19 protein-coding genes are annotated in these 16,082 nt (G+C 65.1%); 10 read left to right on the top strand and 9 right to left on the bottom strand.

Annotated elements, in window-relative coordinates:
• Nucleotides 1-221: 221 nt before the first annotated feature.
• Both ABB27_RS04080 and ABB27_RS04075 read left to right on the top strand, forming a co-directional pair.
• Nucleotides 222-800: a hypothetical protein gene (locus ABB27_RS04080; RefSeq protein WP_057626957.1), complete on the top strand. Its 579-nt coding sequence runs from the start codon at nt 222-224 to the stop codon at nt 798-800.
• 107 nt (nt 801-907) lie between these two features.
• Nucleotides 908-1,486 carry a methyltransferase family protein gene (locus ABB27_RS04075; protein WP_057626956.1) on the top strand — a complete coding sequence of 193 codons (579 nt, stop codon included), beginning with the start codon at nt 908-910 and terminating at the stop codon, nt 1,484-1,486.
• Between the two features lie 16 nt (nt 1,487-1,502).
• On the opposite strand, the gene ABB27_RS04070 is transcribed toward ABB27_RS04075, so the two are convergent.
• Nucleotides 1,503-2,255, bottom strand: a complete 753-nt coding sequence (locus ABB27_RS04070; RefSeq protein ID WP_057626955.1) for a hypothetical protein — start codon at nt 2,253-2,255, stop codon at nt 1,503-1,505.
• 136 nt (nt 2,256-2,391) lie between these two features.
• On the opposite strand from ABB27_RS04070, the gene ABB27_RS04065 reads away from it, so the two are divergent.
• The 6 genes from ABB27_RS04065 (at nt 2,392) to ABB27_RS19610 (ending at nt 7,729) form a co-directional block, all read left to right on the top strand.
• Nucleotides 2,392-3,774 carry an amino acid permease gene (locus ABB27_RS04065; RefSeq protein WP_425477483.1) on the top strand — a complete coding sequence of 461 codons (1,383 nt, stop codon included), beginning with the start codon at nt 2,392-2,394 and terminating at the stop codon, nt 3,772-3,774.
• Nucleotides 3,775-3,867: 93 nt separating this feature from the next.
• A complete protein-coding gene (locus tag ABB27_RS04060; RefSeq protein WP_057626953.1) occupies nt 3,868-4,452 on the top strand; it encodes a YdeI/OmpD-associated family protein in 585 nt (194 codons plus the stop codon).
• Nucleotides 4,453-4,513: 61 nt separating this feature from the next.
• The gene (locus ABB27_RS04055) at nt 4,514-4,780 is read left to right on the top strand and encodes a hypothetical protein (RefSeq protein WP_057626952.1); all 267 of its coding nucleotides are present in this window, start codon (nt 4,514-4,516) and stop codon (nt 4,778-4,780) included.
• 506 nt (nt 4,781-5,286) lie between these two features.
• A complete protein-coding gene (gene hmpA / locus ABB27_RS04050) occupies nt 5,287-6,468 on the top strand; it encodes an NO-inducible flavohemoprotein (RefSeq protein ID WP_057626951.1) in 1,182 nt (393 codons plus the stop codon).
• Nucleotides 6,469-6,602: 134 nt separating this feature from the next.
• Nucleotides 6,603-6,983 carry a DUF1761 domain-containing protein gene (locus ABB27_RS04045; protein WP_057626950.1) on the top strand — a complete coding sequence of 127 codons (381 nt, stop codon included), beginning with the start codon at nt 6,603-6,605 and terminating at the stop codon, nt 6,981-6,983.
• A gap of 299 nt (nt 6,984-7,282) precedes the next feature.
• A complete protein-coding gene (locus ABB27_RS19610) occupies nt 7,283-7,729 on the top strand; it encodes a hypothetical protein (protein WP_152984430.1) in 447 nt (148 codons plus the stop codon).
• Nucleotides 7,730-7,826: 97 nt separating this feature from the next.
• Here the strand turns inward: ABB27_RS19610 and ABB27_RS04040 are convergent, their stop codons facing one another.
• From ABB27_RS04040 to aroE, 4 genes are all read right to left on the bottom strand, one after another.
• Nucleotides 7,827-8,162: a hypothetical protein gene (locus tag ABB27_RS04040; protein ID WP_057626949.1), complete on the bottom strand. Its 336-nt coding sequence runs from the start codon at nt 8,160-8,162 to the stop codon at nt 7,827-7,829.
• Between the two features lie 218 nt (nt 8,163-8,380).
• Entirely contained in the window at nt 8,381-10,480 is a 2,100-nt protein-coding gene (dinG, locus tag ABB27_RS04035; protein ID WP_057626948.1) for an ATP-dependent DNA helicase DinG, read from the bottom strand.
• Between the two features lie 74 nt (nt 10,481-10,554).
• Nucleotides 10,555-10,911: a hypothetical protein gene (locus ABB27_RS04030; RefSeq protein ID WP_152984429.1), complete on the bottom strand. Its 357-nt coding sequence runs from the start codon at nt 10,909-10,911 to the stop codon at nt 10,555-10,557.
• Nucleotides 10,912-10,920: 9 nt separating this feature from the next.
• A complete protein-coding gene (gene aroE / locus ABB27_RS04025; protein WP_057626946.1) occupies nt 10,921-11,769 on the bottom strand; it encodes a shikimate dehydrogenase in 849 nt (282 codons plus the stop codon).
• Between the two features lie 52 nt (nt 11,770-11,821).
• Between aroE and ABB27_RS04020 the strand changes: the two genes are divergently transcribed.
• Nucleotides 11,822-12,700: a TolB family protein gene (locus ABB27_RS04020; protein ID WP_057626945.1), complete on the top strand. Its 879-nt coding sequence runs from the start codon at nt 11,822-11,824 to the stop codon at nt 12,698-12,700.
• A 198-nt stretch (nt 12,701-12,898) separates the two neighbouring features.
• Here the strand turns inward: ABB27_RS04020 and ABB27_RS04015 are convergent, their stop codons facing one another.
• The 4 genes from ABB27_RS04015 to ABB27_RS04000 form a co-directional block, all read right to left on the bottom strand.
• A complete protein-coding gene (locus ABB27_RS04015) occupies nt 12,899-13,174 on the bottom strand; it encodes a hypothetical protein (RefSeq protein ID WP_057626944.1) in 276 nt (91 codons plus the stop codon).
• A 1-nt stretch (nt 13,175) separates the two neighbouring features.
• On the bottom strand, nt 13,176-14,165 hold the full coding sequence (gene hemB, locus ABB27_RS04010) for a porphobilinogen synthase (protein WP_057626943.1): 990 nt from the start codon (nt 14,163-14,165) through the stop codon (nt 13,176-13,178).
• A gap of 29 nt (nt 14,166-14,194) precedes the next feature.
• Nucleotides 14,195-15,109, bottom strand: a complete 915-nt coding sequence (locus tag ABB27_RS04005; RefSeq protein ID WP_057626942.1) for a bestrophin family protein — start codon at nt 15,107-15,109, stop codon at nt 14,195-14,197.
• Between the two features lie 110 nt (nt 15,110-15,219).
• Nucleotides 15,220-15,468, bottom strand: a complete 249-nt coding sequence (locus ABB27_RS04000; protein WP_057626941.1) for a hypothetical protein — start codon at nt 15,466-15,468, stop codon at nt 15,220-15,222.
• Nucleotides 15,469-15,611: 143 nt separating this feature from the next.
• Between ABB27_RS04000 and ABB27_RS03995 the strand changes: the two genes are divergently transcribed.
• Nucleotides 15,612-16,043, top strand: coding sequence for a hypothetical protein (locus ABB27_RS03995; RefSeq protein ID WP_057626940.1), 432 nt, complete (start codon nt 15,612-15,614; stop codon nt 16,041-16,043).
• Nucleotides 16,044-16,082: the final 39 nt, after the last annotated feature.

Below are 16,082 nucleotides of genomic sequence, written 5' to 3'. Positions count from 1 at the left end.
TCGCAAGGAACGCGGGCATCGGGCCGGTCTGCCCGATGCCCGTTGTGCCGCTTGTAAGGGCGGCGCTTGCGGGCCGACGCTGAACAGCCGACCCGGTGCAATCGTGATGGCTCTCACAGAATCTGCACCTGGCCTGCACACCCGGCTGCCGATACTGCGCGCAGGGGGAATGTTGACCGGCTACGGCTGGGAACGCCCGTTCCTTGTCGCCGGAGTCAGCAATGCTGGGAATGTTCAAGAAGAAAACCGCGGGCGTAGTCATCGTCACGCTCAACGCGCGCCTGCAACCGATGCACCGTGCCGAACTGGAAGACGCATTCAGCGATGCCTGCAATGCGCATGACCTGGGTGCTGAAGTGGTGGGCGGCGGCACCCTGCTCGCCGACAACGGCGAAGTGGCCGCCTGCGACATCGAAGTGCGTGTGGATGACCTCAGCCCCGACAGGGTGGCCATGGTCGGGCGCCTGTTCGAAGCGATGCTGGCACCGAAGGGCTCGTACATGATCGCCGGCGCCGACGGCAAGCGCATCGCGCTGGGTCGGCATGAGGGCCTGGGCCTCTACCTCAACGGCACCGCGCTGCCGGAGGAAATCTACGAGGTATGCGATTCAAACCACGTGCATGACGAATGCGAGCGCCGCCTGGAAGGCCTGGGCATGGTCAACAGCCACTGGCAGGGCCCCACCGAAACCGCGCTGTACATGTATGGCGACAGTTTCGAGCGCATGCATGCGGCGATCCTGCCGCTGCTGGAAAGCTACCCGCTATGCCGGCAGTGCCGGGTTGAACGCATTGCCTGAGTGCAGCGCTGTGGGCAGGCAGCGCGCGGCGTTCATCCGCCGCTGACAAGCGCGGCGCGGCAGCGGTATAAGGTTGCCGCTCGCCCCACACAACGCACGGTGCAGCAATGCCATTGGCCTTCGATCTGGGCTTGAAACTGTGCTGGCTGGTACTGCTGGCCTACTGGGGCGTGAGCGCCTTGCAGGCCAAACCGGTGACGCGCACCGAATCACGCTGGAAGCAGCTGCTGGTGTACTGGCTGCCGTTGCTGGTGGCGGTGCTGCTGCTCGGCCCGGGGCCATGGTTCGGGCATGGCTGGCTGCGTGAACAGTTTGTGCCGCATTCGCTGCCGGTCTACACGATCGGTCTGTTGCTGTGCATCTGCGGTGTGGTCCTGGCGATCTGGGCGCGCTGGCGGCTGGGCCGCAACTGGAGCGGCAATGTGCAGATCAAACAGGCCCATGAGCTGATCACCAGCGGCCCCTATGCACGCGTGCGCCACCCCATCTACAGCGGCCTGCTGCTGATGTTCAGCGGCAACGCACTGATGGTCGGCGACTGGCGCGGCGTGATCGCCGTGCTGATCGTGCTGGCCTCGTTCTGGGCCAAGCTGCGCCAGGAAGAACGCTTCCTGGCTGCGCATTTCGGCCCGGCCTATGTCGACTATGCGGCACGCACCCGGATGCTGATCCCCGGCCTGCTGTAGCGGCCACGGTGGATGCTCAGGGCCCGCGCTCGGGGTCATCGTCCCCGCTGCGCCCTGCCCCGTAACCCAACCCGGCGCCCATGCCCATGCCGGCCCCCATCCCGCCCATGCCACCGCCGGCGCCAGCACCGCCCTTGCCGCCAGCACCGCCTTCCTTGTCTCCCGCTTTGCCGCCACCCTTGTTGCCGCCACCGCTGCCGGCCGGGCGCAACGGTCCTTGCCGTGGAATGGCAAGCGCGGCCGGGATCACCTCCAGGTCCAGCACGCTGCGGATGAAATCGCGCAACGACACCACCAGCTCGGCGGTATGGATCGGCCGGCCTTCCACCATGTCGGTGGCAGCGCGCGCGGCCAGCCGCACCTGTTCCTCGGTGCCCAGCAGGATCACGTCCGACAGCGCCGCTTCCACCGCATCGCGGATGCGCCGGGCGCGGTCCCCGGCCTCCCCCGGGTCCACCACTGGCAACAGCACCGTGCCTTCGGCAGTGGTCACCGCATCGCCCTGCGCCAGTTCGGCCGCACGACGGCGCAGATCGCGCAGATGGCTGGGATCGACACTGAGATCGCCGGTGAACGAGCCGCCCAGGGTCTTGTAGGCGGCGATCAGGGTCTTCAGCCTTTCGTTGATCTGCCGATTGGCCGCCTCACGCTTCTGCTGCACCACCTGCATCACCAACAGGCGAATGCCTACACCGATGAGTGTGATGATCGCCAGGCCGAACAAGGTCGACAGCAGGCCCTGCCAAGAGCTGAAATCCAGACCGCGCATGCAACCACCACTTGCTGCAGGCGCACAACGGCGCCGAGGTCATCATCGTAGCGATTTGTCGGCCGCCGCAGGCACCGGGGCGGACACGACAGCGGACGGACGCGGTATCGTGTCGCCCTTCTCAACACCGAAACTCCTGCCGATGCCCAGCACTTCTTCCGCCCCGGCCAGCACTCCTCCACAGAAGCTGGAACGTGCACTCAAGCCACGCCAGCTGATCATGATGGGGCTGGGCAGTGCGATCGGCGCAGGCCTGTTCCTGGGCTCGGGGGTGGGCATCCAGGCGGCCGGTCCGGCGGTGCTGATCTCCTACCTGGTGGCGGGCACCCTGGTCATCATCATGATGCACGCCATGGGCGAGATGGCCGCCGCACGGCCGGCCAGCGGCGCGTTCTCGGTATATGCCGCCGATGCCCTGGGCGCCACTGCCGGCGCCACCGTGGGCTGGCTGTGGTGGGCCCAGCTGGTGGTGGTGATTGCCGCCGAGTCGGTCGGTGCAGCCGGGTTGCTGGCCACGGTATGGCCGCAGCTCTCGGTGCCGCTGACCTCACTGGCGTTCATGGTGGTGTTCACCGTCATCAACATGATGGGCGTGCGCAATTACGGCGAATTCGAGTTCTGGTTCGCCATCCTCAAGGTCGGCGCCATCATCGCCTTCATCCTGATCGGCATCGCCCTGCTGCTGGGCCTGCTGCCGAATGTGCCCTCGCCGGGCCTGGCCAACATCACCGGCCATGACGGCTTCATGCCCAAGGGCCTGGCCGGCATCGGCGCGGCGCTGCTGGTGGTGATCTTCGCCTTCGGCGGCACCGAGATCGTGGCCGTGGCCGCGGCCGAAACCCAGGACCCGGAACGCAGCCTGGCCCGCGCCATCCGCACCGTGGCCTGGCGCATCCTGGTGTTCTACATCGGTTCGATCGGCGTGATCATCGCGGTGGTGCCGTGGAACAGCCCCACCCTCAAGTCGCCGTTTGCCGCGGTGCTGCAGGTGGCCAACATCCCCGGTGCGGCCACCGCCATCACCCTGATCGCGGTCATCGCCCTGCTGTCGGCGCTCAATGCCAACCTGTACGGCGCCTCGCGGATGATCTATTCGCTGGCCGAACGTGGCGAGGCGCCGCGCTGGCTGGGCGTCACCAATACCCGCCAGGTACCGGTGGTGGCGGTGCTGGCCAGCGTGCTGTTCGGTTTTGCCGCCACCGTGCTGGAGCTGATCTACCCGGACAAGGTGCTGCCGGTATTGCTGAACGTGGTCGGCTCCACCTGCCTGCTGGTCTGGACCATCACCCTGGTCTCGCAGCTGATCCTGCGCCGCCGCGCCGACCGCCTGGGCACGCCGCTGCCGTTCCGGATGGCCGGTTTCCCGTTCCTGACGGTGCTGGCGCTGGCGATCCTGGCGTTGATCTTCGCGCTGCTGCTGCTCACCCCGGAAACCCGCCTGCAGTTCCTGTCGATGGCCGCCTTCACCGCCTTCATCGCGCTGTGCAGCGGTCTGGCAAGGCACGCCCGCCGCGCCTGACCGTGCCAAATCAGCTGGCATTCAAGTCCATCGCCACGATGGGCTTGTTTTAGTGCGCCAGTGACGGCAGGCTGCGCCCATCCGAGGCCAGTCATGTCCACAGCCGATCCCCGCGTCGACGCCTACATTGCCAATGCCGCCGCTTTCGCCCAGCCCATCCTGCGCGAGATCCGCCAGCGTGTGCACAGCGGCTGCGGCACGGCCACCGAGGCGATCAAGTGGGGCATGCCAGCCTTCCTCTACAAGGGCAAACTAGTGTGCGGCATGGCCGCATTCAAGGCGCACGCCACGCTGGGTTTCTGGCAACGCGAGGCTGGCAAGGGCGACGACTCGGCCATGGGCCAGTACGGCCGCCTGCAGTCGTTGCGCGACCTGCCCGGCAAACGCGAGTTCAGCAACCAGCTGAGCGCCGCCATGCAGCGGATCGATACCGGTGCAAGCCGGCCCAAAGCCGCCCCGCGCCCCGCCCTGCCGATGCCGCCGGCGTTTGCCGAGGCCTTGGCAACTGTACCGGCAGCCAAGGCCCACTTTGACGGTTTCACACCCGGCTACCAGCGCGACTATCTGGAATGGATAGGCGAGGCCAAACGTGACAGTACCCGCCAGCAGCGTATTGCCTTGGCCATCGAGTGGTTATCCGATGGCAAGCGACGCAACTGGAAGCATCAAACGCATTGACGTGGGCCGCGCCAGCGATTCCACTTCCCCCAAACACCCCCATAAGTCCTATTGCTACGCCATGATCGATCTAGAAGACCTCATCCAGCGCGCCATCGACCCGGCATCCGTGAAGCTGGAAGGCACCCTGACAAATCCGCCGTCCTTCGGCGTGTATGCCATCGAGAATGTCGATGACGGCAGCACCCATTTCCGCTTCGGCAACCATCCGGTGCGCAAGCAGGAACTGGAAGACAAGTTCGGCAATGCCGAACTGGAGTACCTGTTCCTCAACCGCGAGGATGCAGCAGCGATGACCTCGGCATTGAACCGCCCTGAAGCGGACTGAGCTTTCGCGGGGATTGGTGCAACCGCAGCGCCCCGCTGTTGTAGAGCCGAGCCATGCTCGGCTGGAGCCTTACCGGGAAAGCCCCTGCCGAGCATGGCTCGGCACTACGTTGCGCCCTCCCTTTCGCGTAGCGAAGGGGAGGGTTGGGGAGGGGTAGCTTTTCCGGGTCGATGCAATGCTCGCTCCGCGGCTTACGCCGCTCCTACAACCCGCGCTGTTGTAGAGCCGAGCCATGCTCGGCTGGGCCTTATCGGTAAAGCCCCTGCCGAGCATGGCTCGGCACTACGTCATTCTTTTGGGCTCCGGCGCTGATCGGGCGGTTCAGGTCGGCTCGTTCCATGGCTGCCCATGAAAGGCATGCAGGCATTCCGACTGCCCCGTCACGCTGACAGCGCTTGCGCCACCTGGTTTCAACCCATCAATCGGGCTGCTCTTGACTTAAATCATCGAGAACGCTGCAGGTGAAGGGGAACATGTGGTCACCCCCGCAGCAGGAACCTCTCACCATGCTCAGCTCCACCCAACGTGACCTCATCAAGGCGACCATCCCCCTGCTGGAGACCGGCGGCGAAGCGCTGACCAAGCATTTCTACGGGCTGATGCTGACCGAGAGCGATGCGGCGCGTCCGCTGTTCAACCCCGTCCACCAGCTCAGCGGCGACCAACCGCGTGCGCTGGCCAATGCGGTGCTGATGTACGCCAAGAACATCGACCGACTGGAAGCGCTGGGTCCCCTGGTTGGGCAGATCGTGGCCAAGCACGTCGCCCTGCAGGTGCTGCCCGAGCACTACCCCATCGTCGGCCACTACCTGCTGCGCGCCATCCGCGAAGTGCTGGGGCCGGAGGTTGCCACCGACGAAATCATCGATGCCTGGGGCACGGCCTACCAGATGCTGGCCGACCTGCTGATCGGCGCCGAGGAATCGGCCTATGCCGCCAACGAAAGCGCACCGGGCGGCTGGCGTGGTGCACGCAGCTTCCGTGTGGCCGACAAGGTCCGCGAGAGCGCCGAGATCACCTCGTTCCATCTACTGCCGGTGGATGGCGCCACAGTGGTCGACTTCCAGCCAGGCCAGTACATCGGCTTGAAGCTGCAGCTCGATGGCCAGGAGGTACGACGCAATTATTCGCTGTCGCGCGCCGCCGATGGCCGCGGCTACCGCATCAGCGTCAAGCGCGAAGACATGGGCAAGGTTTCCAACCACCTGCATGACAAGGTGCAGGTCGGCGACACACTGGAGCTGTTCGCCCCGGCTGGTGATTTCACCCTGGTTGCGGGCGAGCGCCCGATTGCCTTGATCAGCGGCGGCGTCGGCATCACCCCGACCCTGCCGATGCTGGAACACGCCCTGGCCAGCGGCCGCCAGGTGCACTTCATCCATTGCGCACGCAACGGCCAGGTGCATGCATTCCGCGACTTCATCGCCGACAAACAGAAGCAGCACCCGCAGCTGCGCAGCTACACCTGCTACAGCGATGCGCTGCCGGGCGACAAGGCCGATGCCGATGGCTTGCTGAGCCGCGAGCTGCTGGAGCAATGGCTGCCGGCCGAGCGCGACGTCGAGGCCTACTTCCTCGGGCCGAAGCCGTTCATGGCACAGGTGAAGAAGCTGCTACGCGATGTCGGCGTGCCGGAAACCCAAAGCCACTATGAGTTCTTCGGCCCGGCAGCAGCACTGGAAGCCTGAGCGGCATCGCCGCAAACGTGTGAGAGGTAGGAGGCCGGCGGGGAAACCCGCCGGTCTTCTTTTTTGCGTCGCTGCTACGCAAGCAGCTCCGGCGGCGCTAGGATGCGGCATCGCTCACTGCTCTGGGGAAACGCATGAACGTCTATGCCGTGGTGCTGGCCGCTGTATCGAGCTTTCTGCTGGGCGGGCTGTGGTATTCACCGCTGCTGTTTGGCCGTGCATGGAACCGTGAAAACGGTGGCGAAGTGCCGCAGGGGCACCCGGGCAAGGTATTTGGCGTGGCGTTCGTGTTTTCGCTGGTTGCGGCGTTCGCGTTCGCCTGGTTCATCGGTCCGGCACCGGAACTGCGCAAGGCTTTGCTGTGCGGATTGATCGCAGGCTTTGGCATGGTCGCGGCGAGCTTCGGCATCAACTATCAATTCGCGCAGCGCAGCGGAAAGTTGTGGGCAATCGATGGTGGCTACCACACCGCACAGTTCGTGCTGTTCGGCTTGATCCTGGGCTTGTGGCACTAAGGCATTAAGGCACCGAAGCAATAACGAAGATCCCTGCTGTTGCTGTTGCTCTAGCCCCCTCCCTTTGCCGCAGGCAAGGGGAGGGCTGGGGAGGGGTAGCTTCGGCTTCAGCTTTGGCTCCGGCCTTTGATCTACCGGGTCCCCTTCCGCAGCGACGGAGCTGACGGACAAGACCCCGCATGGGGCGACGTGCAGGACGCACGTCGTTTTTCGACGATACATGGATGTATCGTCGAAAAATCCCGGCAGCGGAGTGAACCTGGAGCGCGTAGCGCGGAGGGCGCGTAGGCAGGGTGTGCTTGACCAGCCATTCGGCTGTTGAAAAGCACCTCTTTGGGCCACCTTTCTTTGCACAAGCAAAGAAAGGTGTGCTCGCGCGCCGAAGGCGGGCGAAAGGTCTGCACTTTGCTTTGCTTTGCTTTGGCTTTGCTTTGGCTTTGGCAACAGCAACAGCAACAACTGAAGCCAATGCCAAGGCTTTCTCTCCCCTTCGGGGAGCGAGTCACTTTTCTTTGCTTGTGCAAAGAAAAGATAACCAAAAGAGGCGCTTTTCAACAGCCGAATGGCTGGTCAAGCACACCCTGCCTCCGCGCCCACGCCGCTACGCGACGCGACGCGGGTCCACTCCGCCGTCAGGATTTTTCGACGATACATCCCTGTATCGTCGAAAAACGACGTGCGTCCTGCACGTCGCCCCGTTCGGGGTCTTGTCTGCCGGCTCCGTCGCTACAGAAGGGGCCCGGTGAGTCAAAGTCCAGGGCAACTGCAACTGCCAAAGCTGGAACCACGGCCAAGGCACCCCTCCCCTGCGCTTTGCGCAAGGGAGGGAGCTGAAGAACTGCTCTACGCGAGGTTTGCGCGCAGCCAGCGCATCACCGTTTCCACTACACCCAACTTCTGCGGCACCTCCAGCGCAATCGCGCGCGCAAAGCTATCGGCGTTGCGAATGAATGCCTGCCTGGCCACTCGCTGCGCTTGTTGCACCGTCGACTGCTGCCGACGCAACTGCACGATCTGTACCGACGGACGTCCCGGTGGCGCGAACTTCTGGAAGCGGCGCAACTCGTCGGCGACCAGACCAACGTCTGTGTCTGCCTTGAGCAAATGCTCGCCGGCCAGCAACAGCAGCTCCAGTGCCTGCCCCGCAGCGGTCAGCGCTTTGTCTTCGGCAGCGAACATGGGCAGTGCACTATCCCGCTGCTGCAGGCGCTGTAGCTGTGCTGTCCAGAGAAAGGCGGCGTGGGGAGTGGCCATTGGGGGTCGGGATCCAAGGAAAGGCGGCGAACTTTACGGGTTGGCGGAGGGTTGCGCCAGCTGGAAGATTCCCCCTCTCCCCAACCCCTCTCCCGTAAAGGGAGAGGGGTTGGGGAGAGGGGACGGAGGCGCAGCCTCCTGCCTCAACCAATAACCCGCTTGAACGGCGGCAACGAATCAATGATGCGCTTGCCATACCGGCGCGTGAGCAAGCGCGAATCCAGAATGATCACCCGCCCGGTATCGGTCGAGGTACGGATCAAGCGCCCCGAAAACTGGGTCAAGGTGCGCAGCGCATGCGGGATCGCGATCAGGTTGAACGAGTTCAAGCCGCGGCTCTCGAACCACTCGCTCAAGGTCGAAGTCTGCGGGTCGGTCGGTACCGCGAACGGCACCTGGGTGATCACCACCGTGGTGCAGGCCTCGCCCGGCAGGTCCAAGCCCTCACCAAACGAGTTCAAACCGAACAACACCGAACCCTCACCCGCCGAGGTGCGCCGGATGTGCTCGTCGATCATCTTCTGCTTGGCGCCATCGCCCTGCACCAGCACCTTCTTGCGCAGTGTTGCCGGCATCAGCTCGGCCACTTTTTCCATCTTCCAGCGCGAGGTGAACAACACCATGCTGCCCTTGTCCCAATCCAGTTCGGCGGCCAGGTACTTGGCTACTTCCTTGGGATGACGCTCGCGGTCATCCGGCGTCACCGGGAACTGCGGCACGATCAACTCGGCCTGGTTTGGCAGGTCGAACGGCGAAGCGAGCGACACCATCTCCGCTTCTTCCGGAATGCCGTTGTCGATCGCCAGCGACTGGAAATCACCGCCGCCGGTAAGCGTGGCCGAGGTCATCACCACTGAGTCCACTTCGTCCCACAGCAGCTTGCGCAGCACCATCGCCGCCGACACCGGCGAGCAATGCAGGATGTAGTCGCCGTCGCGCGACATCGTCACCCAGCGCGCGATCGGTGGCTGGCCTTCCTTGTCCTCGCGGCGCCAACCTGCCCACAGGTTGTACTGCTGCTCGATCATCTCCTGGGCCATGCCCAGGTTGCGTTGCAGGCGCTCGACCGCAGGGTCGTCCTGCTTGCCCTTGGCCACCGCCGAAGCAGCTGCGGTGGCCCAGTTGAGCAGAGTGCGGGTTTCATCGGCCAGTACTTCGATCGGCTGGCGCCAGGACTCGGGCAGGCGGCCGTTGGCAGCGCGCCACATCGGCTCGCGGTCATCGGGCTGCGGAATCCACACGTTGCCGATGTCATCGCGGAAGGCCTTGAGCAGCTTGCTGACCCGCGATGCCACATCGATAGCTTCGTTGGGCAACAGGTTGCCGAGCTTGTCCTTGTCCACCGCGCGATAGGCGCCGGCGATCAGGATCTGCAGGCGGCTGGTGCGTTTGGCCATGTCGTCCAGCGGCAGGTTGGCCGCACCCTGGTCGATGGCGACGTTGCCGATATGGTGGCCTTCGTCCAGCACCAGCAGCATTTCGCCAGGCGCTGCAATCAGCGGCTGGCCGCTGTCGCTGTCGCCCAATGACAGGGCCGACAACAGCAGCGCATGGTTGGTGACGATGATCTGTGCATCACGTACTTCGGTGCGCGCGCGCAGCACCGGGCATTGCGACGAATAGGCGCAGCGACGGCCGGCGCAGGCCGAGGCCGGCGTGGTGATGCGCATGCGCAGCGTGGGGGTGACGTTTTCCGGGGCGTTGTCCAGGTCACCGTTCCAACGCCCTTCGATGAAGGCCTTGGTCAGCTTCTCGGCAACGTCCATTTCAATGGGTGCCAACGGCCGGTCGTAGAGCTGCACGTCATCGCCGAACATGCCCTCCTGCACGCCTTCGCCCTGCGCTTCGGCGGCGTTGCGCGTGCATAGGTAACGGGTGCGGCCCTTGGCCAGCGCCACCGTCGCCTGCAGGCCAGTGGACTTGAGGAAGTTGGGGATGTCGCGTTCGACCAGCTGCGACTGCAAGGCCACGGTACCGGTGCTGATCACCAGCTTCTTCTTGCTGGCCAATGCGATCGGCACACCTGCGGTCAGATAGCCCAGGCTCTTGCCGACGCCGGTGGGCGCTTCCACCACGCCAACACCGCCGGTCCCCAGCGCGCGCGACACCACACCGATCATCTGGCTCTGCGAACGGCGCGTGCTGAAGCCGGGCGTGTTCGCCTGCAGCTTGCTGTAAGCGTCACGGATGCCGGTTTTGATGTCCTCGGTCAGCGCCCGTGGTGCTTCTACTTTTTCCGTCACGCCAACCTGCCCGCAGCTCAATCAAGGCGGGTATTTTCCCATACCCGCCCGCATTCACCGAATGCGTTGCCGGCTCAGGCTTTGCCGGGGGCCTGCGGCCGCCGCAGAGCCTGCACGAGCGCCCAGGCCAGCATGATGTAGCCCACTGCTTCCATCAGCGACAACGCGATATAGCCAACCATCAGCAGCGTATTCATCGAGCCCGCACTGCTGTACTTGCCAGCTGCGACGAGCAGCAAGGGCAAGGCGCTCAGCACGCCGCCAATCATGGTGACCACCAGCAGCAAGGCCAGCGCCGACATGGCCACGCTGCGCACCTTGCCGCGCGGGGTATCGAGCAGCATCACCAACGCCACGCCGAGGGCAATCAGGATCGGCAGGCGGTAGCCGATGGAAACCAGCAAGGTGGTCAACAATTCCGTGGGTTGCATGGGCCGGCCTCAGTCCGCGGTGACCAGCAGCGCGTCGCGGCCACGCAGCTCGGTATAGATCGCATCGGTTTCCGGGCGCATGCCATGCCATTGCTGGAAGCTCTCGGCCGCCTGTTCCACCAGCATGCCCAGGCCATCGAAGCTGTTGCGGCAGCCGGCCGCGCGCGCCCAGGCCAGGAACGGGATCGATGCCTCGCCGTAGTTCAGGTCCACCGCCGTGGTCATGCTGTTGACCAGCGACAGCGGCAGGTTGAAACCGTTGCCCTCGCCGCGTGCGGCCGAGGTGGCATTGATGATCAATTCGAAATCGCCCTGTTCGCGCAGCGCATCCCAGTACGCGGAAATGACGCGGCCGGGTTCGCTCATCGCATCGACCAGTGCGTCGGCACGCTCAGGCGAGCGGTTGACCACGATCAGCTCGAGGATGCCGGCATCCAGCAACGCCGGCGCCACACCGCGTGCAGCGCCACCGGCACCGAGCAGCAGCACCCGGCGGCCGCGCAGGTCCAGGCCGTGGCGGCCGGTGAGATCACGCACCAGACCGATGCCGTCGGTATTGTCGCCGTGCCAGCGCTCGCCCTTGCGCAGCAAGGTGTTGACCGCACCGGCGCGGTGCGCGCGCGAGGTGGTGGTGGCACACAGAGCGAAGGCGGCTTCCTTGTGCGGCAGCGTCACATTGGCGCCAACGCCACCGTCAGCGGCAAAGGCTTCCAGCGCCGCAGCGAACTCTTCCGGCGAGGCCTCGATGGCGCGGTAGTCCACCTCGATGCCATGGGCCTTGCCGAACGCGGACTGGATGCGCGGCGACTGCGAATGGGCGATGGGCTGGCCGAAAACTGCGTAGCGTGGTGCGCTCATTGGGATCCTCTGCATGACCTAGACTGGACGCGACTTTGCTGACTGGACCCTTATGCGGACCCGACGTTTGCTGCTCGCGCTGAGCCTGAGTTTACCCTTTACCCCGATCGCCTCGGCGCTTTCCGAGTTCGGCATCGAAGGCATGGGGATAGTCTCCACCGGTGCCGATGAAATCCGGGCCACGCTGTCGGGCGACGGCCAACGCATCATCTGGGCCAGCACCCGCCCCGGCGGTGCCGGTGGCTGGGACCTGTGGCAGGCGCGGCTGCAGGACAAGCGCTGGACCGACCCGCAGCCGCTGGCCTTGAACAGCAGCGCCGACGAGCTGGACCCTTTCCTCAGCAACGACGGGCACTGGCTGTACTTCGCCTCCAACCGCAAGGGCGGGCATGGCGGCCTGGATCTGTATCGGGCGGCGGTAGCCGCCGATGGCAGCCTGGGCGCGCCGCAGAATCTGGGCCCGGCCATCAATACCCGGCAGGACGAGCGCTCGCCGGCGCTGGCCGACGATGGCCGGCTGTTGTTTGCCAGCAATCGCGGCGGCGGCAGCGGCGGTTGGGATCTGTGGCAGGCGCGGGCCGGTGGTGAAGGCTTTACCGCCGTGGCCGCCCTGGCCGGGATCAACACGCCTGCCGACGAAGTGGACGCAAGCTGGCTGGGCGGCGGGCGCGGCGTGGTCGTCGCCCGCAGCAATGCGCAGGGCGGAACCCAGCTGTGGCTGTCACAGTGCCGGCAGGGTCAGTGGGCCCAGCCGTACTTGCTGGATCTATCGTTCAACACTGCCGACAGCGATACGCGTGGCGCGCTGATCGATGCCAACAAGCCCGGAGAGCTGGTGCTCAGCGGCAAGGCACGGGCGCCACGGGCGGGCGGCATGGACCTGTACCGGATGAAAGCGCCGGTGGTTGATGGGGATGATTCCTGCCGTTGAGGCGGCGGGCTGCAGCAAAAGCTCACCCCTCCCCGGCCCTCCCCTTCGCTACGCGAAAGGGAGGGAGACAAGCGATCAGCCCCCTCCCTTTGGCCGCAGGCCAAGGGGAGGGTTGGGGAGGGGTGCTCCTGCTCCAAAGCTTCCAGCACCAGCAAACCTGCAAACGCCGTCGCGCCAACGCGGCAGAACGTGCAAAACCTACTTCCCCGCCAACACCGCAGCGCGCATCGCCTCGTAATCGGTCTCACTGATCTGCCCGCCCTGCCTGCGCAGATCCAGCTCGCGCAGCTTGGCCTGCACATCCGTACCCTGCCCTGCCTCGCGCTGCAGCCGCTCGGCGGCGGAATGCAGCTGCGGTGGACGCTTGCCGGCGCGCACGATGGCGGCAATGAACACGCCGATCACCACGGCGAACACCAGCACGCCAATCAGCCACACCGCCCAGTTGTAGCCCTCAAGACCGGGAACATTCATCTCAGGCCTCCTTCAACCAACGCGCGATCTGCGGTGCGTAATAAGTCAGCACGCCATCGGCACCGGCACGTTTGAAGCCGATCATCGTCTCCAGCACGCACTTGCGCTCGTCCAGCCAACCGTTGGCCGCAGCCGCCTTCAACATCGCGTACTCGCCACTGACGTGGTACGCAAAGGTCGGCACGCCGAACTCGGTCTTCACCCGGCGCACGATATCCAGGTAAGGCATGCCCGGCTTGACCATCACCATGTCGGCGCCCTCGTCCAGATCCAGCGCGATCTCGCGCATGGCTTCGTCGCTGTTGGCCGGGTCCATCTGGTAGGTCTTCTTGTCAGCCTTGCCCAGGTTGCCGGAGCTACCCACCGCATCGCGGAACGGGCCGTAGAAGGCCGAGGCGTACTTGGCCGAATAAGCCATGATGCGCGCGTTGATATGCCGTGCATCGTCCAACGCGGTACGGATCGCACCGATGCGGCCGTCCATCATGTCCGATGGCGAAATGATGTCCACGCCCGCTTCGGCATGCGACACCGATTGCTTGACCAGCGCATCGACGGTGATGTCGTTGAGCACATAGCCGGTGTCGTCGATGATGCCGTCCTGGCCGTGTGTGGTGTAGGGGTCAAGTGCCACGTCGGTCATCACCCCCAGCTCGGGGAAGCGCTGCTTGAGTGCGCGCACGGCGCGCTGCGCCAACCCATCCGGGTTCCAGGCTTCGGCCGCGTCCAACGACTTGCGCGACGGGTCGATCACCGGGAACAGGTCGATCACCGGCACGCCCAGTTCCAGCGCCTGCTCGGCTTCACGCAGCAGCTCATCGATGGACATGCGGTCCACGCCCGGCATCGACGCTACCGGCGTGCGGCCATCCAGCTCATGCACGAATACCGGCCAGATCAGATCGTTGCTGGTCAGCGTGTTTTCGCGCATCAGCCGGCGCGAGAATTCATCGTGACGCATGCGGCGCGGGCGGTACTGAGGATGGATCATCGCGGTACTCCTTGATTCTGGAAACAGGGTTATTGCAGCCGGTAGCCTTGCGGCTGCAATGGCTCAGGCAGCGGGCTGTGGCCCAGCGCGTCAAGCAGATCGATTTCGATGGTACGCACCATGGCGTCCAGCGGCAGGTCGTTGGGTTCGAGGCCGAACGGCTCTTCCATCTCTTCGCCGAGCTGGTCCAGGCCGAAGAAGGCATAGGCCAGCAGCATCGATACCACCGGCGTGGCCCAGCCCAGCGCGCCAGCCAGGCCGAACGGCAACAGCACGCAGAACAGCCAGGCACAACGGTGCAGCAGCAAGGTGTAGGCAAACGGCAGCGGCGTGCCGGCAATGCGCTCACAGCCGGCCTGCACGCTGGCCATGCCATGCAGGCGCGCTTCGAACTGGGCGTAGAGATACGGATCCAAGCGGCCTTCGCGCAGCGGCACAGCCAGTTCACTGGCCAGCTGGTTCAACACGCCATCAGGAATATTGCGCCGCGCCAGTACCGCGCCCTGGTCCGGCTGCAGCCACGGCGCGCAGGCAGCAAGCTCATCGCGGCCACGCAGGCGCGCCGCCAGGGCACTGGCAAAGCCGATCACCAGCCGGGTGCTGCGCTGGCGCAGCTGCGGCTCGGCAGCCAGCAGCGCGGCGGACTCACGGGCAAAGCTGCGCGATTCAATCAGCAACTGGCCCCACAGCTTGCGGCCTTCCCACCAGCGGTCGTGGCAGGCGTTGTTGCGGAAACTCAGGAAGATCGACAGCACTAGGCCCAGCAGGGTGAACGGCACCACCGACAGGCCGCTGCCTCCCAGGGGGTGCCAGCTGCGGCTGAACGCCGCCACCAGCACCGCCAGCACGCCAATGGCCAGCACCTTGGGGGCGATGGCCGGCACGATGGAGCCGCGCAGGATGTACAGCAGCTGCCAGCCAGTAGGACGGGGGCGGATGATCATCGGGAAGCGGAAGCTGCCTGCAACAGGCAAAGGGCGCCGGAGGGCCTCCGGCCAGCCCCGTTATTTTACGCCCCCCGGCTGTACCACGCCGGCCCCTGCCCCGCCCCGTATCAGATGATGCCACCGCCTATGCTCAGGCGGATCACGCCCACAACAATGACAATCGCGTTGAGCAGCAGGCCGGTCTTGGCCCGGCCGCGCTTGCTGGCATGGGTGAACAGCAGGCCGATGGCGGCGATGATCGCGCCCACCGCCGCGAACGGGATCAGAACCCAGTTGCCCCAGCCCAATAGCGGAATAAAAGCCAGAATCATCCACAACAGGGCAATAATTCCCCAAATCAGGCTGATCAGCCCCATGTGCTTTCCTCCACCAAATACAGACTGCAAGATAGCCGGGAACAGGTGCGAAGCAAAAGGCCCTCGCGCTGGCCGGAAGTTCTCGACTGATTCAGCCGTCGCCATGGATCATCCGCAATTAACGATCACCGGGGAGTGAAACCATGAAACCTGCACTCGCTATTGCTGCTCTCGCCCTTGGCGCCAGCTTGGCCGTGGGCGGTTGCGCCAGCACCTCCAAGGTCATGCTGGGCCAGGCGCGCGCGCCGGTGGACCCGGCCAGCGTACAGATCTATTCCACCCCACCGGCCGGTTCGGTGGAGATCGCCCAGCTTGAATCCTCCAGCGCAGTCGGCTTTGGCACCCAGGGCCAGACCGATGCCGCCATTGCCCGGCTCAAGCGCGAGGCCGCTGCACTCGGCGCCAACGGCGTGATCCTGATGGGCGTGGGCGCCGGTGGCTCGCCGGTTGGCATGTCGGTGGGTGCGGGCAGTTTTGGCCGCCATACCGCCGGTGGCCTCAGCGTCGGCATCCCCACCCAGCAGAAGCGCGCCGCCGGCGTGGCGATCTGGGTACCACCGGGCGCAGGCAAGTAAGTCCTGCGCGTGAGCTGACACAACAAGGGCGCCGATTGG

The sequence above is a fragment of the Stenotrophomonas terrae genome (assembly GCF_001431465.1).
GTDB classification, from domain to species: domain Bacteria; phylum Pseudomonadota; class Gammaproteobacteria; order Xanthomonadales; family Xanthomonadaceae; genus Stenotrophomonas; species Stenotrophomonas terrae.
Note: the sequence above shows the minus strand (reverse complement) of the source record. Positions and strands in the feature narration are given on the sequence as shown.

Coding starts and splice junctions, on each gene's coding strand:
- ABB27_RS04080 (WP_057626957.1), top strand. CDS start 222: ATGCTGGGAATGTTCAAGAAGAAAACCGCGGGCGTAGTCATCGTCACG.
- ABB27_RS04075 (WP_057626956.1), top strand. CDS start 908: ATGCCATTGGCCTTCGATCTGGGCTTGAAACTGTGCTGGCTGGTACTG.
- ABB27_RS04070 (WP_057626955.1), bottom strand. CDS start 2,255: ATGCGCGGTCTGGATTTCAGCTCTTGGCAGGGCCTGCTGTCGACCTTG.
- ABB27_RS04060 (WP_057626953.1), top strand. CDS start 3,868: ATGTCCACAGCCGATCCCCGCGTCGACGCCTACATTGCCAATGCCGCC.
- ABB27_RS04055 (WP_057626952.1), top strand. CDS start 4,514: ATGATCGATCTAGAAGACCTCATCCAGCGCGCCATCGACCCGGCATCC.
- hmpA (WP_057626951.1), top strand. CDS start 5,287: ATGCTCAGCTCCACCCAACGTGACCTCATCAAGGCGACCATCCCCCTG.
- ABB27_RS04045 (WP_057626950.1), top strand. CDS start 6,603: ATGAACGTCTATGCCGTGGTGCTGGCCGCTGTATCGAGCTTTCTGCTG.
- ABB27_RS04040 (WP_057626949.1), bottom strand. CDS start 8,162: ATGTTCGCTGCCGAAGACAAAGCGCTGACCGCTGCGGGGCAGGCACTG.
- ABB27_RS04030 (WP_152984429.1), bottom strand. CDS start 10,911: ATGCAACCCACGGAATTGTTGACCACCTTGCTGGTTTCCATCGGCTAC.
- aroE (WP_057626946.1), bottom strand. CDS start 11,769: ATGAGCGCACCACGCTACGCAGTTTTCGGCCAGCCCATCGCCCATTCG.
- ABB27_RS04020 (WP_057626945.1), top strand. CDS start 11,822: ATGCGGACCCGACGTTTGCTGCTCGCGCTGAGCCTGAGTTTACCCTTT.
- ABB27_RS04015 (WP_057626944.1), bottom strand. CDS start 13,174: ATGAATGTTCCCGGTCTTGAGGGCTACAACTGGGCGGTGTGGCTGATT.
- hemB (WP_057626943.1), bottom strand. CDS start 14,165: ATGATCCATCCTCAGTACCGCCCGCGCCGCATGCGTCACGATGAATTC.
- ABB27_RS04005 (WP_057626942.1), bottom strand. CDS start 15,109: ATGATCATCCGCCCCCGTCCTACTGGCTGGCAGCTGCTGTACATCCTG.
- ABB27_RS04000 (WP_057626941.1), bottom strand. CDS start 15,468: ATGGGGCTGATCAGCCTGATTTGGGGAATTATTGCCCTGTTGTGGATG.
- ABB27_RS03995 (WP_057626940.1), top strand. CDS start 15,612: ATGAAACCTGCACTCGCTATTGCTGCTCTCGCCCTTGGCGCCAGCTTG.